Source organism: Cetobacterium somerae ATCC BAA-474, assembly GCF_000479045.1.
GTDB lineage: Bacteria > Fusobacteriota > Fusobacteriia > Fusobacteriales > Fusobacteriaceae > Cetobacterium_A > Cetobacterium_A somerae.
In genome coordinates, this window is sequence record NZ_KI518180.1 from 89,992 (window position 1) to 110,332 (window position 20,341).

A 20,341-nucleotide genomic window follows, 5' to 3' on the forward strand; every position below is an offset into this window, starting at 1 on the left:
TGCCTAGCTGAGTAGCTAGGCATTTTCATTATGATTGAATATCTTTATTTTCAGTATTTTCAGTTGGTTTATTTTCTATTAGACGACTTTCATCATATGCATAATTAGCAAAGTCAATTTTATAGAAAAGTGCATAAATAACTGGAATAACTCCAAGAGCTAAGAATGTATCTGTAACAAGACCAAATATAAGAACAACTGCTACTGGTTGGAAAAGTGGTCCACCAAAGAAATATAATGGTAGTAATCCAACTAAAGTTGTAGCAACAGTTAGAAAAATTGGTCTAAGTCTTGATTGACATCCAAAGACAACAGCATCTTGATCACTACGACCTAAATCATCCTTTTCGATGGTCATTTTATCCACTAGTATAATAGCGTGGTTAAGAACAACTCCAGCAAGTGCTATAATACCAATCATTGCCATAAACCCAAGGTCAGTATTAGTTAATAGTAGTCCAATGGCAACTCCTAATATAGAAAGAGGAATAACAAGCATAATAGTTAAACCTTTTCTCATAGAGTTAAATTGTGCAACAACTAGGAAGAACATTCCTAAAATTGCTATTGGAACTTGAGCAAATAAAGCTTGTTGGTTTTCATCAGATGTTTGCATAATACCAGATGAATAATATTTAACATCAGGTCCCCACTCTTTAAGTTTTTCATTTAGCCAAGGCATAAACTTTTTATTAACTTCAAGAGGAGTAGTAGAATCTTTTATAGCAGCATCAATTTCTATAGAGTAAGCCATATTTCTAGTAGAAACTAAGCTGTCATAGTATTCTAAAGATATTTTAGCAATTTGTTTTAAAGGAACAGCTTGCCCTTTTGAGTTTACAAGTTCAATAGATTGTATAGAGTTTAAATCATTTTTGTATTGGTCAGTACCTCTTAAAACTATTGGAATAATAGTACTTTGAGGTGGAGCATCAAAGTTTCTATAAACACTAGCATTATAACCTTGAAGAACATACTCTAAATAAGTCCCAATGGTATCATTAGTAAAGCCAGCCATTTGAGCTTTTTCAGTATCTACTTCAATAAATATTTTAGGAACTTCAATTCCCCAATCATCTGATACAGCGTAAGTACCATCTAGAGAAGTTAGTTTTGTTTTAACCTCTTCAGCTACTTTCTTTAAAAGAGTTATATCACGAGAAGCAAAAACATATCCTAAATCTTTAGCAAGAGAAACTCCACTTCCTAATCCTTTAGAAACAACGTCAATATCAGGGTATTTATTTAAAAGATACTCATTAATTTCTTGACTTAGTTTTGGAATTAATCTGTAATCTGTAAGATTATACATGATGTAAGCGTACTCAGGAAGCTGTGTTTGTGGTGAATATCCTGTAGAGAATCTAGGAGCACCTCCACCGATAAATGATCCCCAGCTTAAAACTCCAGCTTTATCATATGTTTTTGTAGTTCCACCAGTTGTTAAATAATCCCAAAGTCCTGGAGGAAGAGGTTCTTGGGGACCAGTACTATAATTTTTTTCAATAAATTTATTTAAATCTTCAACAACCGCTCTTGTTTGATTAACATCAGTTCCTTTTGGTAGAGTTATATATGTTGACATAACAGGGTCAGTTGAACCAGGCATAAAGTTTGCTGGCGCAAGACCAAGTAACCAAATTCCGAAAACAAAAGATATAGCTGTTAAAATAATTGTAATTTTTTTATTTTTTAAAACTTTGATTAAAATCTCTCTATATAAAACATATGGTTTACTATTAAGATTTTGTTTTTCACCAGGTTTTAATTTTATAAAGTCATAACATAATAAAGGAATAAAAGTCTGGTTAATTAACCAAGAACTCATAAGAGCTAACATAACAACAATTGTTAAAGGTCCAACATACTCTCCCATGTTTTGCTTATTTAAAATAATTGGAGAAAAGGCCATTATAGTTGTTAATGAACTAACAAATAAAGGAATAGCAAGTGTTCTAGATGATTCTAAACATGCTTGCATTCTAGGTTTTCCTTCTTCTAGTAAAACAGTTATATTTTCAGACATAACAACGGCATTATCAACAAGCATACCAAGAGCTATAATAAGTCCAGCAAGAGTAATCTGATTGATACCATAGTTAAACCAAAATAATCCAATAAGAGTAAATGCTATTGATGTTGGAGTTAGTGCAGCAACTATAAGTCCAGATCTAAGTCCTAAGAAAACAAGCATTACTAATACAATTGTTGTAACTGCTTGAAATAAGTTAACTATAAAAGCTGTTACATTTGTTTGAACTAAGTCTGGAAGATAATAGATTTCTCCAATTTCAAGCCCTATTGGAAGAGAATTTTTATAAGTTTTTAAAGTCTCTTGAATACCTTTTCCCATTAATAAAACATCTTCTCCAGAACCTAATGATATTCCAAGAACAAGGGATTTGTTACCATTAAAATCTATAGAGTATGTTGAAGGATCTTGATAACTTTTATAAATATTGGCAACTTCACTTAAATATATACTAGAGTCACCATTTGGACTTGTTATGATAGTATCTTTTATATCTTCAATATTTTTAAAGTTACCACTAGGAGTCACTTTAAGTCTATTTTGATCTATAACAATATTTCCACCTTTAATAATAACATTTGAACTATTTAAAGTATTTATAATATTTTCTAAAGTAAGTCCCGTTTGAGATAAAAGTTTATTATCAATGTCAATATATATAGTTTCTTTTTGAATACCTGAAATATCAATACTCCCAATTTGAGGAACATTGAATAATAAAACTTCCTTTAATTGATAAGCAGTTTCATAAAGTTCCTCATAGGTATAACCTTCTCCACCAATTGCAAGAAGAGTTCCGTAGATATCTCCGTAAAATGTATTTATCTGAGGAGCTTGAACTCCTTGAGGAAGATTAGGAACAACGAATGTATTAATTCTATTTCTAAGTTCTGTCCAAACAGGCTGAATATCTTTGTATTCAGCTTTAATATTAACATAAACATTTGATTGTCCATCTGTATTAGTTGAGTTTACATACCATAGAGAATCCATATTTTGTACTTGATCAGCGATTCTTTTACTAACTAAATCTGCCATTTGTTTCGCTGTGGCTCCTGGCCAGTTAGTTGTAATTAGAGCTACTTTTATTGTAAATCCAGGGTCTTGAGCTTTTTCGGATTTATCATAAGATAAGTATCCTCCAATAAGTAGAATAACTATTAAAAAATAGGTTGTGACTTTATTTTTAATTGCTAGTTCGGTTAATTTCATGGCTATTCAGCTCCTTTTAAAAGTGAAACCTTTTGATCTTCTAAAAGGACACTACTTCCCTTTGTAACAACATAATCGCCGTCTGTTAATCCACTAACAATTTCACTACCTTGTTCTGTAGTATTTCCTAATGTAACAAGTTGTTTCTTAACTATACCAATATTATTTTCAAGATTTGTAACAACATAAACATATTTTTCTCCATTAGGAGCTGTTAAAATAGCTGTTAAAGGAACTGCGATAACTTTATTAGTATTATCTGTAGTAACGATAACTTTTGCTGTCATACCAACTTTTACAGTATCTAAAGGATCAACAATTTTAGCTTTAACAGGATAAGTTCCACCATAACCAACAGAAAGTGTTCCAATATTAGTAATTGTTCCTTTTATACTTAAATTATTAAGAGAAGTTATTTCAATCTGAACCTCTTCTCCTAATTTTAAATCTCCAACAACAGATTGAGAAACATTAAACTCTACATAACGCTCACCAAAAGTATTTAGAACAAAAACTACTGTGCTAGAAGATACATTTTGGTTAACCTCACTTTTTACCTGTCCTATAGTACCATCGCTAGGAGCTGTTAACATAGTATAACTTAAATTAACTTTAGCTAGATTAACTGCATCTTCAAGAGCTTTAACAGAAGATATTGCAGATTTATAATTAGCTGTTGCACTATCATAAGATGCTTTTGAGATACTGTTTTCTAGATAAAGTGCTTCTGATCTTTTAAAGTTTGCAGTAGATTCAGCTAAATTTGCATTTCCTTTATCTAGATTAGAAAGTGCTTGCTGATAATTTAATTGATACTCTATAGGATCTAAAGTAGCTAAAATTTGTCCAGTTTTAACAGTATCACCCAACTGGGCAATACGATTATTTATAGTTCCTGAAACTCTAAAACTTAAATTTGAAAGAGCTTCAGTATTAACTGTACCTGAGTAAGCACGCTTAACGCTATACTCTTTTTTTTCTACTTTTTCATAAACAACTGATTTAACCTCTTCGGTAGAACTCGATTTCTCTTTTCCACACGCTAATAATGCTAATAATAGTGTAACCACTAAAAATTTATTTTTCATAATTTATCCCTCCTAATTATCTAACTCTTGTTGAAGTTTAAGCAGTAAAACTTTTCTTTCAGATGGTTCCATAGTAAGAGATGACTTACCGTAAAGATATTCAAGTTTTAGCGTAGAGTTAATTAGATTAAAATTTTCAATTACATGATTTAACTCTTGACTCAAAGTATTATTTTGAGCAGATAAAAAATCAGTTAACGTAGTTGTTCCTTCTGTATATAGGTTAGTTACGATATCTAAATTTTTCTTAGCTACATCTGAAGATATTTTTGTTGTATAACTTTGTACAAAGTTAGTTAAAAGATTTGTGTATGTTTGTAAAACTTCTTGAGCTAATTGATTTTGAGAAGAAAGTTTATTAAACTCAAGTGCTTTTAACTCACTTTTTATAGCCTGTCCATTATAGTAAATCTCTCCACCACTAATAAGAGGTAAACTTACATTAATTCCAGCTTGCCAATACTCATCTGGGAAATCTCCATTTGAATTTTTACCCCAAGGTGTAATCATATTATTTTTATAGTAATTTCCAGAAGCAGTAACAGTTGGAATATAACGTTCTCTTTCATTTGATACAAGCTCTCTTTCTTTACTTTTAATAGTATTATCAAGTTGTTTTAATGAATTTGAGTTTGTTAGAGCACCGCTTACTAAAAATTTCTCTATTTTTTTAGATTTTTCAGAACCAAATGTAAAGTTCTTACCTAAATTTTCACTTAATAAGAAGTATGGAGCAAGTTCATCAAGAGTTTCATAAGTATACGTATTTCCCTCTGGATAATTTAAAAGGTTATTTAAATATATCTCTTGAGAACGAATCTCTCCTTTAACACTAGAAATATCTGAAAGAGCTCCAGCCACATTTGATTGTAATCTATATACATCTTGCAATCCACCAGCACCAACATTGTAATTAATTTTAGCAACATTTAAAGTTTCTCTTAAAAGATCGTAGTTACTTGCTTGAATAGCTAATTGAGCTTTTAATTGAAGAATATTAACATATGTAGAAGCTACATAATATATAGTAGCTAATTTTTGTTGCTCAAATGCTTTTCTATTAGAATCTAATGATAACTTATCAATATAAACACTAGCATTGATTTGATCACTAAATATAACTTGTGAAAGTTGTAAATAAGAAGCTACACTATTTGTAGGATATCCTTGTTTAAAATTAGGTGATCTATCATCTAAAGCTGAATAATCAGCATTAGCTGACAATTGTGGTAAACGCTTAGAGTTAGTAACTTTAACATTATAATAGCTAGTCATAATGTTTTGTCTAACTTGAAGAAGATCTAAGTTAGAGTTAAGAGCTCTATTTACAGCATTTTTAAGTGTCAGCTTAGGATTTGCCATTTCTGGATTATTAACTTGTGATAAATCTTGAAGGAAAATAAGATTAGGATAAATATCAATTTTTGTTGCTACTTCAGAGTTTAAATATATATCTTTGATTGGAGCGTTAACTTCAACAATTGTACTCATATCTTTTTTAGTTTTAAAAAACATATAGTTTAAAGAAGCTGCTCTTAATCTTTTTCTAAATTCTTTATTCAAATTCAACCCAGAATATGCATATGGTTTTAACTCTTCGTTGAAATCAATAAGAAAAGAAGGAACTTTTTTATCAATTGCATTAATTAAATTCTCTTTACTAGCTCTAAGAACGTTAATTTTAACACCAGGAATATTAGTGTGCTGAGCAAGCTTATTTAAATTACTAGAATTCATATTAGAGATAAGAACATCAACCTCTGTAACTCCGTTTAATTCTTTAAAAGGCATTAAATAATCATTTAAATCAAGATTACTATAGATATAATTTAAATTTTTTGGAATATTTTTACCCTTGTCTCCAAAACCTAAAGGAACTGAGTAAAACTTATTTTGTTGTAGATTAGATATATTTTCTAATGGCGCACAAGTTAAAATAAAAACTCCATCAATTTTAGGATTTTTATTTAGTTTGTTTATACCATCTTGAATATTGTGGTTTGTCAGATAAAACTTTTCTGTAATTTTTGGAGAAAAATTTGTACCGGCAAAATTTTTATTTAATTCATCTTTAAGAATTTCTAAAGCAGTCTCTGAACATTGAGAATGGTTTTCTAAAATAACTCCAACATCAAGAGTTTTGGCGAATAAAGAAAAATTGAAAATAAAAAGTAAAAAAAGTAGTTTTCCCATAAGGACCCTCCCTTAAAAATTAGTTGTATCATTATCATATTCTGTTGAAAGTAAAAAAATCCTTTTGAAAATAAAAAAAGAAGTATAAAAATACTTCTTTTAGACCTATAATATATTAAAATTGAAATTTATTTAAATAATTCTTAACATCTTCCATTATATCCTCTACACAATTATCTTCAAAAGGTGATTTTAATTTAGCAACTTTCAATAAATTTAAGAATGATTTTGTTCCACCCTCATGACAAAGATTTAAATAATCTTTCCAACTTTCTTGATAATTTTTATTCATTTTTTGCCAAAATTGTAAAGCACAAATTTGAGCCAATGTATAATCTATATAATAAAATGGTACTTCAAATATATGAGCTTGTTGGAACCACCATGTTCCTTTTTCTAAAAATGGATTTTCTGAGTAATCACAATGAGGTTTATAAGTTTTTTCGAGCTCTCTCCAGATAGATTTTCTTTCAGCTGGAGTTAAATTAGGATTCTCATAAACTTTATGTTGGAAATGATCCACTAAAACTCCATAAGGTATAAATTTAATAGCACTACTTAAATGCAAATATTTATATTTATTTGTATCCTCTTTAAAGAAATTTTCCATCCAATTCCAAGTGAAAAACTCCATACTCATCGAATGTATTTCAGAACTTTCATATGTAGCCCATAATAACTCTGGAATTTCAATCCAACTTGATCTATAAACTTGAAAAGCATGTCCAGCTTCATGAGTTAAAACATCAATATCGCCACTTGTTCCATTAAAATTTGAAAAAATAAAAGGTGACTTATAATCTGGAATAAAAGTACAATATCCCCCTCCAGCTTTCCCTTTTTTAGTTGTTAAATCCATCAAATCATTTTCAATCATGAAATCAATAAACTCAGCGGTTTCAGATGAAAGTTCATGATACATCTTTTTTCCTTGCTCAATAATCCAATTTGAATCTCCTTTAGGAGTTGGATTTCCATCATTAAACTCAAATTTTTCATCATAATACTTAAGAGTTTCTAATCCTAATCTTGTTTTTTGTTTTTCATATAAAGCAGAAGCTAATGGAACGATACTTTCAACAACTTGCTTTCTAAAAGAATCTACCATTTCAGCATTATAGTCTACTCTATTCATTCTTAAGTATCCTAACTCTATAAAATTACTAAATCCTAACTTTTCAGCTATTTTTACTCTTATTTTTACAAGGTTATTAAATATTTCATCAAATTTACTTTCGTTATTAATAAAAAAAGTTGATTTTGCTTCTTGAGCAGCTTTTCTTATAGTTCTATTTTTAGAAAGAATAAAAGGAGTCATCCCAGATAAATTTCTTTCTTTTCCATCAAATAATATCTTAGCAGAAGCCAAAAGTTTTACATACTTAGAAACTTCTTTATTTTCCTCTTGTAAATCTTCAATAATATCTGAAGAGAATGTTTTTAAACTATTTTCCATCAATTTAAAAAGTTGATCTCCATATTCTAATACTAGTTTATCTTTATTACTATGATTTACCATAATCTCATAAAAGTTGGTATCTAACTCTTGATAAAAAGGTGAAATCTCATCCCAGTATTCATTCTCATCGTCGTAAAATTTATCCTCAGTATTTATAGTGTGTCTAATATTAGCAATACTAGACATAGATGATATATTGTTTCTTATGGCATTAATTTCGTGAATTAAGTGTTTTTGTTCTTGAATATCAGTTGAAGCTTTTAAGTTTTCCATTAGATTTGTTAAAGTTTCTTTAATTAAATCATAATTAGGTCTTTCATATTTAAAATCTTTAAATTTCATAAATTCCTCCTTTATTTATTTTAAAAATAACTCTATTATAGAGGAAAATCTACATATCATCAACAAAAAAATTTTTAAAGGAAAAATATATATAATATTGTATAAAGACAAAAATGAATTTTTTGAAAGGGGGTATGTATATGAAAAATATAGACAAGTTAGAGAAATTAAAAAAATCTTTTGAAAGAAATAAAGATTTAGTAACAGATGCCTTATATAAAGACTTAGGGAAAAATTTTGAAGAAAGTAGGTTATCAGAGTATTACCCAGTTATATCTGAATTTGACTATTTTTTAAAGAATTTAGAAAAATGGAGTGAACCTGAAAAAATTAAAAGCTTTTTTAATTTTATAGGTTGTGGAACAATTATTCAACCTGAGCCTTACGGAAAAGTTTTAATTATTTCTCCATGGAATTATCCTTTTAATTTAACTTTTATTCCTTTGATAGGTGCTATCGCTGCTGGAAATGAAGTTGTTTTAAAACCATCTGAAAATTCTAAATTTTCAAGTGAAATAATAAAAAAAATAATTGAAGAAAGTGGTGTTGAAGATATTTCTGTTGTATTAGGAGATAGAGAAACAACAAAAGAGCTTTTAAATTCAAAGTTTGATTATATATTTTTTACTGGTAGTACAAAAGTTGGAAAAGAGGTATATTTAAAAGCGGCTGAAACATTAACACCAGTGACACTAGAGCTAGGAGGAAAATCACCTGTTATAATAGAGGATGAACATTGTTTGCAAGACGCTGTAGAGAAAATAATTTGGGGTAAATTTTTTAATAGAGGCCAAACATGTGTAGCTCCTGATTATATTTATCTACCAACGGGATTGAAAGATCAATTTGTAGAATTAACTAGAGAGTATATTAGAAAAAATGGAGATGTTCAAGGAAAAATAATAAATGATGAGCACTTTGAAAGATTAGAAAATTTGTTAAATAATCAAAATATAATCTATCAAAATGGAAAAATAGATGACGACACTAAAAATAAAGGATTATTTCCATTTACAATAGTTTTAAATCCTAAAGATGATGATCCTATTTCTCAAGAGGAAATCTTTGGTCCAATTCTTCCTTTAGTTGAATATGAAAGTTTAGAAAAAGTTTATTGGGATTTAAGATTAAAACCTGCTCCATTAGCTCTTTACATTTTTAGAAGTGATAAAGGTAATTTATCTACAAAAGGGTTAAAAGCAGGAGGTGTATGTATAAATAGTACTATGCTGCAAATTATTGATAAAAGAGTTCCTTTTGGTGGAGTAGGTTACAGTGGACTTGGACAGTATCATGGTAAATATACATTTGATACATTTACTCACTATAAACCAATTTTTGAAGGAAGTGGTATAAAAATATCTATGCTAAGAAAAGTTATTAATCTAATTTTAAATAAAATAAAAAAATAAATAAAAGTAAAAATAAATGTAGTGCTTCTTAAGAAAATATTATACAATATATACGATACTAGAAAGATATTTAAGGAGAAAACATGAAAAAAGGATTAATCGCTTTATTTTTAGCAGCAAGTACAGCAGCATTTTCAATGGATGCACATTTAAGATTAGGAGCTATAACAAACGCTGGTTCTTATAACAAAGAGGATAAGAGTTTTGAAAGCTACGCGCCAACATTAGGATTAGAAATTACTCAAACTTTACTTTTAGCAGATGTAGGAGTGGGAATTGCTTATAATGGAAAAACTTCAGGAACAGATATTGAAACAGTACCAGCTTATGGACTAATTAAAATGAATCTATTCCCAGTTGGAGTAAAACCATACTTAGTTGGAAAAGTTGGAAAAGTTTTATATACTCGTGATAGCGTATCTAATTCAAATCCTGATGGAAAATATTTCTATGGTGCTGGAGTAGGTATGGATATATTCGCACTACAAGGTGAAATATTATACTCTGTTACAAAAATAGATGGAGATAAAAGAGGGAATGATAATTTAGAGCAAATTAGCTTTACATTAGGATATAACTTCTTCTAAAATAAAAATAAGAAAAGGGAGTTTTAAAAACTCCCTTTTTATATATTAAATATTTTCTAAAGAAAATAAAGTAGATAAATATTTTGCAACTCCATTTTCATCATTTGTTAAATCTAATGTATCGAACTCTTTTTTTAAGTCTTCAAAACCATTTTTCATAACAAGTCCTTTTCCAGCAACTTTAAGCATTTCGTAATCGTTAAAAGCATCTCCAAAGGCAATTGTATGCTTTAAACTAATATTTTTTAATTTAGCTATCATTTCAAGAGCTTTTCCTTTAGATGTTTCAAAGTGAACGATATCAAGATAATCCTCTTGAGATATAAAGGCGTTCACTTCATCGTATTTGTTAAAGTAAGATGATAGGTGTTTTAATTTTTCACCATCTCTATCCATTAAAACTATCTTTTCAAAAGTATATAGATTAATATTTTCTAAATTTATTTCAATAGGATCTTCAAGTGGATTGTATAAAAAAGTATTGGCTTTATCAATTGTTCCCTCTTCTATATATACTTGAGTTCCATACGTAGCGAAAAATACGCAATCCTCTTCTAAAGATTTTTTAAAAACTTCATTGACTATGTTAGAATCCAATGTTCTTTGGAAAATTAACTCCCCTTTATTATTATAAATAGTAGTTCCGTTATTACAGACAATTTCGCCATTTAATTCCAAAGTATCATAAATATGTTTAGCTCCTTTATAACTTCTACCTGTAGCTATTATAAATTCAATTCCTCTCTCCTTTAATAAAGTTACAATTTTTTTTGTATATTCAGAAACATTTTTGTTTTTGTCTACTAAAGTCCCATCTAAATCAGAAACTATTAACTTATACATACATTCCCCCTAAACTCTTTTTATATTTATTATTATAGTATCAAAAGATTGGAATTTCAATATTAATTATTTTCAATAACTATAAAATATGTTAAAATATTAAAAAACATATGTAACAACGTAAAAAAATCAGGAGTAAAGGAAGTTAAATGAAAAAATCAAAGGTTTTAATTTTACATGAAAGTGAAAGTACAAAAATATCCCTTGAAGAGTTAGGATTACATCTACTGCAAGATTATGATTTTGAATTTTTAAATATCTTAGACTATTTAAAATCTAACTTTAAAATCTATGACTTTATAGTGTTTGATAGCTATAATGACTATGTATTTGAATACTTTAAAGAAAAAGCAGATAGAATAATTGTATCAGTCAATATTTTAAAAGAAGAGAGACCCTCAGACTATATAAAAAGAGGAGCAGGAAACTTTCTTTTAAAACCATATTCTTTAAAAGAGATTAGGTTAGTTTTAGACCAACTAAAAGAAAATCTTTTAATTAAAGAAGAAGCAGAAGAAAATAGATTAAAGTTTTATACTCTATTAGATAATATTCCTTATATGGCTTGGTTTAAAAATAAAGATAGTGAGTACATGATTGTTAATAACGAGTTTAAAGAACATTGTGGAAAAGACTTTGAAACAATAAGAGGAAAAGGGGATCAGTTCGTATGGGATGGCATGATTGGGGAAAATTGTCGTCAATATGACTTAAAGGTTATGACAGAGAGAAAGCAACTAGTTTTCGATGAAATAATTCCAGGTAAAAAAGGTTATAAACAATTTAATATCTACAAAGTTCCTGTTGTAGATAGAAAAAATAATATTTTAGGAACAATGGGGATTGCAAAAGATATAACAGATTTAAAAAATAAAGATGTAAAATTTGATATTCTATTGGAAAATATGCCTTTTGCTGTATTTACCAAAAATAGAAACGGAGATATTATACAAAACAATTCAACATTTTATAAGTTAACTGATGTTAATAGATTTTCTTATATTTCATTAAAAGAAGAGGATTTTTTAGGCAAAGAGCATAAAGAAAGTATTGAAATTGAAGATAAAGATGTCATTCACAATAAAAGTAATATATCTTTAGTGAGAACATTAAAAACAAAAAATGGAGAAAAAATAGTTGAAGTTTTCAAATCACCAATTATTGATATATCTGGTGAGGTTATAGGTATTGTTTGTACAATGAGAGATGTTACAGAGATGAAGAGTCAGGAAGCTAAAATAAAAAGAATGGCTTATACAGACTCATTAACTGGACTAGCTAATCGAAGAGGGCTATACAACTATGTAGAAAGTCAATTAGTTAGAAAGTATTCTGATGTAACAATTATGTTTATGGATTTAGATAACTTTAAATCTTTAAACGATAGTTTTGGTCATCAGCATGGTGATAAAATCCTAATTGAATTTGGAGAGGATTTACAGACGATTTGTAGAGATGGATTCGTTTCTAGAATTGGTGGAGATGAGTTTGTAATTGTTTGGGAAGGAAAACTGAATAAGGAATTAGCCACAGATATGGCAGAAAAAATCCTTAATCTTTTAAGTGGTAAAAAACGGAAATTTAATAAATTATCTGCAAGTATTGGAATTGTTACTGGTAATACTGGTGAAGAAACAATAGATAATTTTTTAACTAAAGGGGATTTAGCACTATATAAAGCCAAAGATCAAGGAAAAAATCAATATGTTTTTTATAATCGTGATTTAGATAAAAAAAGATGTTTAAATGAGGAGATAGAACAAGATTTAAGAAACGCTTTAGATAAAGATGAACTTGAACTTCACTATCAACCTCAATACACATGCAGTAAAGAACTTGTGGGATTAGAAGCACTCCTTAGATGGAATAATGATAAATATAGAAAAGTACCTATAGTAGACATAATAAATATTATGGAAAAATCTACTTTAATAGATGAAATTGGAAAGTTTATAATAAAAAGTGCTTTCTCTTTTGCTAAAAAAATAAATGAAAATAGAGAAAAAAAAGTAATAGTTTCTGTTAATATCTCAGCAGTTCAAATAATGAAGCATAATTTTGTTAGAACTATTAAAAAAATCATAACTGAAACAGAAGTTAATCCTAGTTATGTTGGGATAGAAATCACAGAAACTGTATTATTACAAAATATCGGAGAAAATATTCTTAAAATAAAAGAACTTAAAGATATTGGAATTAAAATATCTTTAGATGATTTTGGAACTGGATACTCTTCATTTAGTTATCTTGTAAAGATACCTCTTTCTAATATTAAAATTGATAAAAGTTTTATTTGGGGTATGAAAGATAGTGAAGAATACAGAACTTTAGTTAAGCTTTGTATTGATACTGCCCATGCTTTAAACTTAAAGGTTGTTGCAGAGGGAGTTGAAACAGTAGAAGACTTAGTTTTATTAAAATATATGAAGGCTGACTTTATTCAAGGATACCTTTTTTCTAAGCCACTACCAAAGCATATAATAGAAGCAACTGTATTACAATAAAAAAATTAATTTTGAAGAGTAAAAGTATAAAACTTTTGCTCTTTTTTTTTCGTCAAAAAATTTAGGGATTTTAACAAAAACGCCGTATAATAAATTATAATGTTAAATAAAATTTAGGAGGAAAGTATGGAAAGAATTAATACTTTAAAAAACGAGATTTCTAAAAAGGTAATTGGACAAAAAGACATGGTCGAAAAAATTCTGATAGGAATCTTAACAGGAAACCATATTCTATTAGAAGGTCTTCCTGGATTAGCAAAATCACTGACAGTAAACACAATAGCGGAAACTTTAGGATTAAGTTTTTCAAGAATTCAATTTACACCAGATTTATTACCTAGTGATATTGTAGGAACAGAGATGTATAATGAAAAGACAGGAGATTTTAGTGTAAAAAAAGGGCCTATATTTGCTAATATAGTTTTAGCTGATGAAATAAACAGAGCTCCTGCGAAGGTTCAATCTGCTCTTTTAGAAGCTATGCAAGAGAAACAAGTTACAATAGCTAGTGAGACATTTAAATTAGATAAACCATTTATAGTTTTAGCAACTCAAAACCCTATAGAGCAAGATGGAACATACCCGTTACCAGAAGCTCAACAAGATAGATTTTTAATGAAAGTGAAAATAGAGTATCCTACATATGAAGAGGAGATGGAAATACTTGATCTACTAACAGGTGAAAAAGAGTTTTCAGATATTCCTATAAATACAATTGTATCTCTACAGGATTTAGAAGAAATCAAAGAAACAATAAAGAAAGTTGTTATAGATCAAAAATTAAAAAAATATATTTTAGATATTGTATTTAAGACTAGAGAGCACTCTGATTATATAGCTTGTGGAGCTTCTCCTAGAGCTAGTATAAGCTTGGTTATAGCATCTAAAGCTGCTGCATTTTTAGATGGAAGAGATTTTGTAATGCCACAAGATATAAAGAAAGTTATTTATGATGTATTACGTCATAGACTTATTTTAACATATGAAGCTGAAGCAGAGGATAAAAAGGTAGAAGATATAATAGATGATATACTAAAAACAGTTATTTTACCATAAGGAGAGGCTATGGATAATAAATTAGAGAGTAAAAAGGAACTTTTAAAAAAGATAAAAAATATCGAAATAAAAGCTACTATTTTATCTGATAATATTTTTGCAGGACAGTATCAATCTTGTTTAAAAGGAAATGGAATGGAGTTCTCAGATATTAGGAGATATGCTCCAGGAGATGATGTAAAAAAAATAGATTGGAAGGTTACTGCTAAACAAAGAAAAGCTTATGTAAAAGAGTTTGTAGAGGAGAGAGAACTTTCTGTCTTTTTATTAGTTGACATATCAGCGTCTAATAGATTCAAAGAGAAATTAGACCTTATAACAGAATTAGTTGGAAGTTTAGCATTTAGTGCTAATAAAAACGGTGATAGAGTAGGAGCACTATTTTTTTCTAATCAAATTGAGAGAGTTATTCCATTAAAAAAAGGGAAAAAACATACATTATCTATAATTGAAAATTTATTGACGATTAATCCCAAAGGGGATAAAACAGATATTGCTATGGCTTTAAGATACTTTGGAAAAGTTTTTAAAAGAAGATCAGTTATCTTCCTAATATCAGATTTTTTAGATGATAACTATGAAAAAGAGTTAAAAATACTATCTCAACGACATGAAATTATACCAGTTAGAATTGGTGATAAAAAATATGAATCACTTCCAATTGGAGCTATTTTTACTTTAGAAGATGCTGAAACTGGAGAACAAATAGTTGTTGAAAATTATAAAGAGAATAGTAGTAATATAAATATAAATAATATTTCCAATGGAATAAATTTATATGTTGGAGAGGATTATGTAAAAGAGATTTCAAAATTCTTTAATAGAGGGAGAGTGCGATGAAAAAAATAGCTATTGGTATTTTTCTTTTACTTTCTCTACTATCTTTTAGCAAAGAGTATAATATAGGTGATAAAATCACTCTAAAAATAGAGGGTGTTATTGATAAAGGTGAAATTGAAAAAGCTTTAGAAGATTACAAGATATCATCTTTAGAAAAGGATAAAGATGGTTCTTATATTGTAACATTTACTACATATAAAGTCGGTGAAAATGAAATCCAAATTGGTGATAAAAAACTGAAGATAGATGTAGTTTCAACAATAGAACCTTCTGAAAAAGAGATTTACGAAGCTCTTTCAAACCCTAATAATACATATATAGAAACTGATTATCCACATATGGGAATTTTAGCAACTATAGCAGGAATAATTGCTGTTATAACAGCATTTTTTATGCATTTAGTGGATAGAGCTAAAGATCCATATATTATATTTAAAAAAGGGATGTCTAAAGTCAATGAATCCAATTGGAAAGAGAAGATTAGTTTAGAATTACGTAGATATATAGATAATATGTATGGAACTAATTTCTTAGGAGGAGAATACAATATTGTCTCTCCTATAACTGAAGAGGATATTGATTTTATTAAAAATATGGATTATTTAAAATTTGCCCCTAATAGAGATGGTGATTATTTAGAATATAAAAAGAGAACCTTTGAAATAGTAGAGAGATTAAGAAAGGAGAAAAAGAACAGTGTATAACTTTAAGATGCCATATATATTAGTACTGATTCCTATAGTTACCTATCTTTTTTTTAGAAAAAGATCTCAAGGTGCTATTAAGGTTCCAGGGATACAAATTATCAAAAAATATTCAAAAGGAAGTAAAAAACATCTTTTAGGACGAGTTTTTATGTATTTATCTACTGTATTTATGATTCTAGCTTTGGCTCGTCCTCAGCTTACAACAGAGGGAAAAGTTGTAAAAAAAGATGGAATAGATATAGCAATAGCCTTAGATCTTTCTAAATCTATGGAAGCTAGAGATTTTAATCCTAATAGATTAGAAAAATCTAAAGAGTTATTAAAAGAGTTCATTGATAAAAGACCAAATGACAGATTATCTTTAGTTGTGTTTGGAGGAGAGGCTTATACAAAGGTCCCATTGACATTTGACCATAGTGTATTAAAAAATATGATTTCAAATATAACAACAGATGATATAACAAGTAACAATAGAACCGCTATTGGTATGGGATTAGGAGTAGCATTAAATAGACTAAAAGACTCTGATTCAAAATCTAAAGTTATAATATTAATGACAGATGGTGAAAATAACTCTGGTGAAATGAGCCCTGTAGGAGCAGCTGAAGTAGCTAAAGAGTTAGGAATAAAAGTTTATACAATTGGAATTGGAGCTAGAGAGATTGCAATTCCAGGGTTCTTTGGAACTTCATATATTGAAAATAAAGAACTTGATGAAAATCTTTTAAATCTTATTGCAGAAAAAACAAATGGAAAATATTTTAGAGCTAGTGATTCTAAAGAGTTTCAAAATATTTTTAACGAAATAAATAACTTAGAAAAAAGTAAAATAGACAGTAGAAGTATCTATGATATAACAGAATATTTTGAAGAGTTATTAAAAATTGCCTTAGTTTTATTTTTATTAGGTGTATTTTTCGAATATTTTAAATATATAAGAATACCTTAGGAGGGATAGTTATGGAGTTTGGAAACACAGCTAGTATTAAATTTGTAGTTATCCCTATTTTAACTGTTTTATTTTTAATATTAGGAGTAAGAAAAAGAGAGAAAATATTAGAGAGAATAGGTTGGAAAAAGGATACTATCATTATGATTGTTAAAACACTTTTTCTTTCTTTAGGTGGAATTTTAGTATTTATAGCACTACTTTCACCACAAAAGTTAAAAGAGGAGGAAAAAATAGCAATTCAAGGAAGTGACCTATATGTTCTAATGGATATATCTAAGTCTATGTTAGCTGAAGATACTTATCCAAATAGATTGGAAATAAGTAAAAAAGAATTAAAAGAGATTTTAAATAATCTTAAGGGAGATAGAGTTGGAATTATTCCATTTTCTGATAGTGCTTATGTTCAAATGCCTTTAACTGATGATTATTTTATGGCAATAAATTATATTGATGCAATAGATAGTAAGCTTATTTCAGGTGGTGGAACAGAGCTTTTAGAAGCTTTAAAATTAGCAAATAACTCTTTTGAAAAAACAGATGCAAAAGATAAAAATGTTATTATTTTTTCAGATGGTGGAGAGAGAAATCCTGAAATTTTAAAGTATGTTAAAGATAATCACATTAAGACTTTTATCTTTGGAGTTGGAACTGATGAAGGAAGTGTAATTCCAATAGATAATGGATTTATAAAAGATAACAGTGGAAATATAGTTGTATCTAAATTGAATGATAATTTTTTAAAAGAGTTAGCTAGAGAGAGTGGTGGACAATATTATTCTTTAAATAACTTGAATACAGGCAATTATCAAAAGTTAATTGCTGATATTGGTAAACTAGATAAAACCTCTCAAAGAGATGAAAAATTAAATATTTATGAACAGTATTATCAATATCCATTGGGAGCAGGACTTTTATTGATACTTATTGGATATTTTTTAAGAAGAAAAGAGAAGGAGGGAGAATATGTTTAGAAAAATATTAGTTCTTCTTCTAGGAATATTTTTAATTATATTTGGGATTCTAAAATTAAAAAGAGATAAAGCAATTGAAGAACCTGGATATTTAAAATTTATGAATGGTAACTCATTAGTAAAAGAAAATAAAACTAAAGAGGCTCTAGAAGAGTATAAATTAGCTATGGATACAAATGAGGATATAAATATAAAAAAGAATTTTGAAATTATTAAAAATAAAGTTGAAGAAGAAAAACAAAATCAACAACAGGATAACAAACAAGAAAATCAAGATCAAAAAAATAATGAAAATGAACAGCAAAACCAGCAACAAGATCAACAAAACAAAAACAATTCACAAGATAATAATAAACAAAATGAACAGCAAAAAAATGAGCAAAATAATAAAGATGAAAAAGATAGTCAACAGTATAATCAGAAGCAAGATGGAAATCAAAAGAATGATGAGAAGCAACAGCAAAATCAACAAAATCAGCAAGATAATCAAGAAAATAAAAGTGACTCACAAAATAGTAATGAGAAAAAAGAGTTAACTCCAGAGGAGAGAGCTATGAAGCAAAAAGAAGAGGAGTTAAGAAGCATTATGCAAAGACTTGAAGGAAACGAAAAGCAAGCTTTTAAGAATAATGAGAGAGTTTTAAACACAAGCGAAAATAAAAATAGTGAAAATAGATGGTAGAGGAGAGCAGAATGAAAAAAATTAATTTATTTTTAATAATGTTAATGCTTTGTAAATTAACTTTTTCTGAATTAATATTAAACTCTTCTAATTTATCTCCTTCAAAATATGAAGTTTTTAATTTAGAAGTTTCATTTGTAAATGAAGATAAAGAAAGATACAAAATAGATGGCTTGGAAAATTTTGATGTTTTATCCAAAGGTTCTAGTAACAGTTATAATGTAATCAATGGAAAAACAACATCAGTTAAAAGTGATGTTTATAGATTAAAGCCAAAGAAAGATGGTGAATTTACACTAAAAGTTATCACTGAAAAAGGTAATGAAAAAGCTCTTCAAATAGATGTAAGAGAGAATAAGCAACTAGATAAAGTTATGGAAGATAGATTTGCTTTACAAGTAGATATACCTAAAAAAAGTTATTATTTTGGTGAAAAAATACCTTTTCAAGAGAATTTTATAAGTACTGTTAACATTAGTTCTTTTTCTCAAGTTAAAGCACCAAATTTCCAAGATTTTTCAGTAAAAGATATCACTAAATATAATAACAATAGTTATATACAAAATCAAATAGATTATAAAGGAAAACAAGCCATTGAGCTTAACATATTTAAAGGAATCTTACAAGCTAATAGTAGTGGTGAAAAAAATATCGTAACAAGTGAGGTTAAAGTTGGAGAACCTACAAGAGATTTTTTCTACGAAAATACAACTTTAGTTGGTGGAGATAATTTAAAAATAGATATTAAACCACTACCTGTAGATACACCTAAAAATTTTAAAGATATTGTAGGGACTCTTACTTATAAAGAGAACTGGAAAAATAAAGAGGTTAATGTTGGACAAGCTATCACTTTAAATTTAACTCTATCTGGTAGTGGTAATCTAGCTTTACTTGAAAATTTACCTATTGAAAACCAAAATAATTTTAATATTTTCCAAAGTGTTAAAAATTATAGTGAAGAGATCAAAGGTGAGAATTATTATAATGAAAAAACATTTGAAGTAGCATTTATTCCTAAAAATGGAGGTATTGAAAAAACTCCAGAAATAGTTATTCCATATTTTAATACTAAAACAGAAAAATATGAAAATTTAATAATTCCATCACAAGAAATAAAAGTTACAGGAGAAAAACTTCAAATAGATAACTCATCTAATAATAGACCTATACAAAAAAATATGGAAAATAATAATTCAGTAAATAAAAGTGAAACTACTTCTTCTGGAAACTTAACTAACAATTTACAAGAAATTAATATAAAACTTCTTGAAACAGAGAAAACTTCAGCTAAAAATATCTATAAATTAGCTTTTGGAATTGTTTCTCTTCTATGTTTGATAGAATTGATTACAATAATATACCTTGTATTAGACAGAAAGAAGTATAAAAACGTTAAAAAAAGATAAATTATTAATTATAAAAAATAATTTTTTATAAAAAAATGAAAGAGCAATTCCA

General features: G+C 27.9%; 15 protein-coding genes. 10 read left to right on the forward strand and 5 right to left on the reverse strand.

Annotated elements, in window-relative coordinates; all coding sequences use genetic code 11:
* Nucleotides 1-28: 28 nt before the first annotated feature.
* From HMPREF0202_RS09565 to HMPREF0202_RS09580, 4 genes are all read right to left on the reverse strand, one after another.
* Nucleotides 29-3,244 (reverse strand): efflux RND transporter permease subunit, encoded by a 3,216-nt coding sequence (locus HMPREF0202_RS09565; protein WP_023050607.1) that lies wholly within the window; start codon nt 3,242-3,244, stop codon nt 29-31.
* A gap of 2 nt (nt 3,245-3,246) precedes the next feature.
* On the reverse strand, nt 3,247-4,332 hold the full coding sequence (locus tag HMPREF0202_RS09570; RefSeq protein WP_023050608.1) for an efflux RND transporter periplasmic adaptor subunit: 1,086 nt from the start codon (nt 4,330-4,332) through the stop codon (nt 3,247-3,249).
* A gap of 12 nt (nt 4,333-4,344) precedes the next feature.
* Nucleotides 4,345-6,525 carry a TolC family protein gene (locus HMPREF0202_RS09575; protein WP_023050609.1) on the reverse strand — a complete coding sequence of 727 codons (2,181 nt, stop codon included), beginning with the start codon at nt 6,523-6,525 and terminating at the stop codon, nt 4,345-4,347.
* A gap of 115 nt (nt 6,526-6,640) precedes the next feature.
* Nucleotides 6,641-8,326, reverse strand: coding sequence for a M3 family oligoendopeptidase (locus HMPREF0202_RS09580; RefSeq protein WP_023050610.1), 1,686 nt, complete (start codon nt 8,324-8,326; stop codon nt 6,641-6,643).
* A 140-nt stretch (nt 8,327-8,466) separates the two neighbouring features.
* Here HMPREF0202_RS09580 and HMPREF0202_RS09585 point away from each other — a divergent pair, with 140 nt between their 5' ends.
* Nucleotides 8,467-9,738, forward strand: coding sequence for an aldehyde dehydrogenase family protein (locus HMPREF0202_RS09585; protein ID WP_051364152.1), 1,272 nt, complete (start codon nt 8,467-8,469; stop codon nt 9,736-9,738).
* An 83-nt stretch (nt 9,739-9,821) separates the two neighbouring features.
* Complete coding sequence (locus tag HMPREF0202_RS09590; RefSeq protein ID WP_023050612.1) at nt 9,822-10,325, forward strand: outer membrane beta-barrel protein; 504 nt, start codon at nt 9,822-9,824, stop codon at nt 10,323-10,325.
* Nucleotides 10,326-10,370: 45 nt separating this feature from the next.
* Here HMPREF0202_RS09590 and HMPREF0202_RS09595 read toward each other — a convergent pair whose 3' ends face one another.
* Entirely contained in the window at nt 10,371-11,168 is a 798-nt protein-coding gene (locus HMPREF0202_RS09595; protein ID WP_023050613.1) for a Cof-type HAD-IIB family hydrolase, read from the reverse strand.
* A 149-nt stretch (nt 11,169-11,317) separates the two neighbouring features.
* On the opposite strand from HMPREF0202_RS09595, the gene HMPREF0202_RS09600 reads away from it, so the two are divergent.
* The 8 genes from HMPREF0202_RS09600 (at nt 11,318) to HMPREF0202_RS09635 (ending at nt 20,289) form a co-directional block, all read left to right on the forward strand.
* On the forward strand, nt 11,318-13,672 hold the full coding sequence (locus tag HMPREF0202_RS09600; RefSeq protein ID WP_023050614.1) for a sensor domain-containing protein: 2,355 nt from the start codon (nt 11,318-11,320) through the stop codon (nt 13,670-13,672).
* A 126-nt stretch (nt 13,673-13,798) separates the two neighbouring features.
* Complete coding sequence (locus HMPREF0202_RS09605) at nt 13,799-14,728, forward strand: AAA family ATPase (protein ID WP_023050615.1); 930 nt, start codon at nt 13,799-13,801, stop codon at nt 14,726-14,728.
* A 9-nt stretch (nt 14,729-14,737) separates the two neighbouring features.
* Nucleotides 14,738-15,568 (forward strand): DUF58 domain-containing protein, encoded by an 831-nt coding sequence (locus HMPREF0202_RS09610; protein ID WP_023050616.1) that lies wholly within the window; start codon nt 14,738-14,740, stop codon nt 15,566-15,568.
* On the forward strand, nt 15,565-16,272 hold the full coding sequence (locus tag HMPREF0202_RS09615; RefSeq protein ID WP_023050617.1) for a hypothetical protein: 708 nt from the start codon (nt 15,565-15,567) through the stop codon (nt 16,270-16,272). Before HMPREF0202_RS09610 ends, HMPREF0202_RS09615 begins: the two co-directional genes overlap by 4 nt.
* Entirely contained in the window at nt 16,265-17,224 is a 960-nt protein-coding gene (locus HMPREF0202_RS09620) for a vWA domain-containing protein (protein ID WP_023050618.1), read from the forward strand. Before HMPREF0202_RS09615 ends, HMPREF0202_RS09620 begins: the two co-directional genes overlap by 8 nt.
* Nucleotides 17,225-17,235: 11 nt before the next feature.
* Nucleotides 17,236-18,198 (forward strand): vWA domain-containing protein, encoded by a 963-nt coding sequence (locus HMPREF0202_RS09625; RefSeq protein ID WP_023050619.1) that lies wholly within the window; start codon nt 17,236-17,238, stop codon nt 18,196-18,198.
* Nucleotides 18,191-18,880, forward strand: coding sequence for a hypothetical protein (locus HMPREF0202_RS09630; RefSeq protein ID WP_023050620.1), 690 nt, complete (start codon nt 18,191-18,193; stop codon nt 18,878-18,880). Before HMPREF0202_RS09625 ends, HMPREF0202_RS09630 begins: the two co-directional genes overlap by 8 nt.
* Nucleotides 18,881-18,891: 11 nt before the next feature.
* Nucleotides 18,892-20,289, forward strand: coding sequence for a BatD family protein (locus HMPREF0202_RS09635; protein WP_040407111.1), 1,398 nt, complete (start codon nt 18,892-18,894; stop codon nt 20,287-20,289).
* Nucleotides 20,290-20,341: the final 52 nt, after the last annotated feature.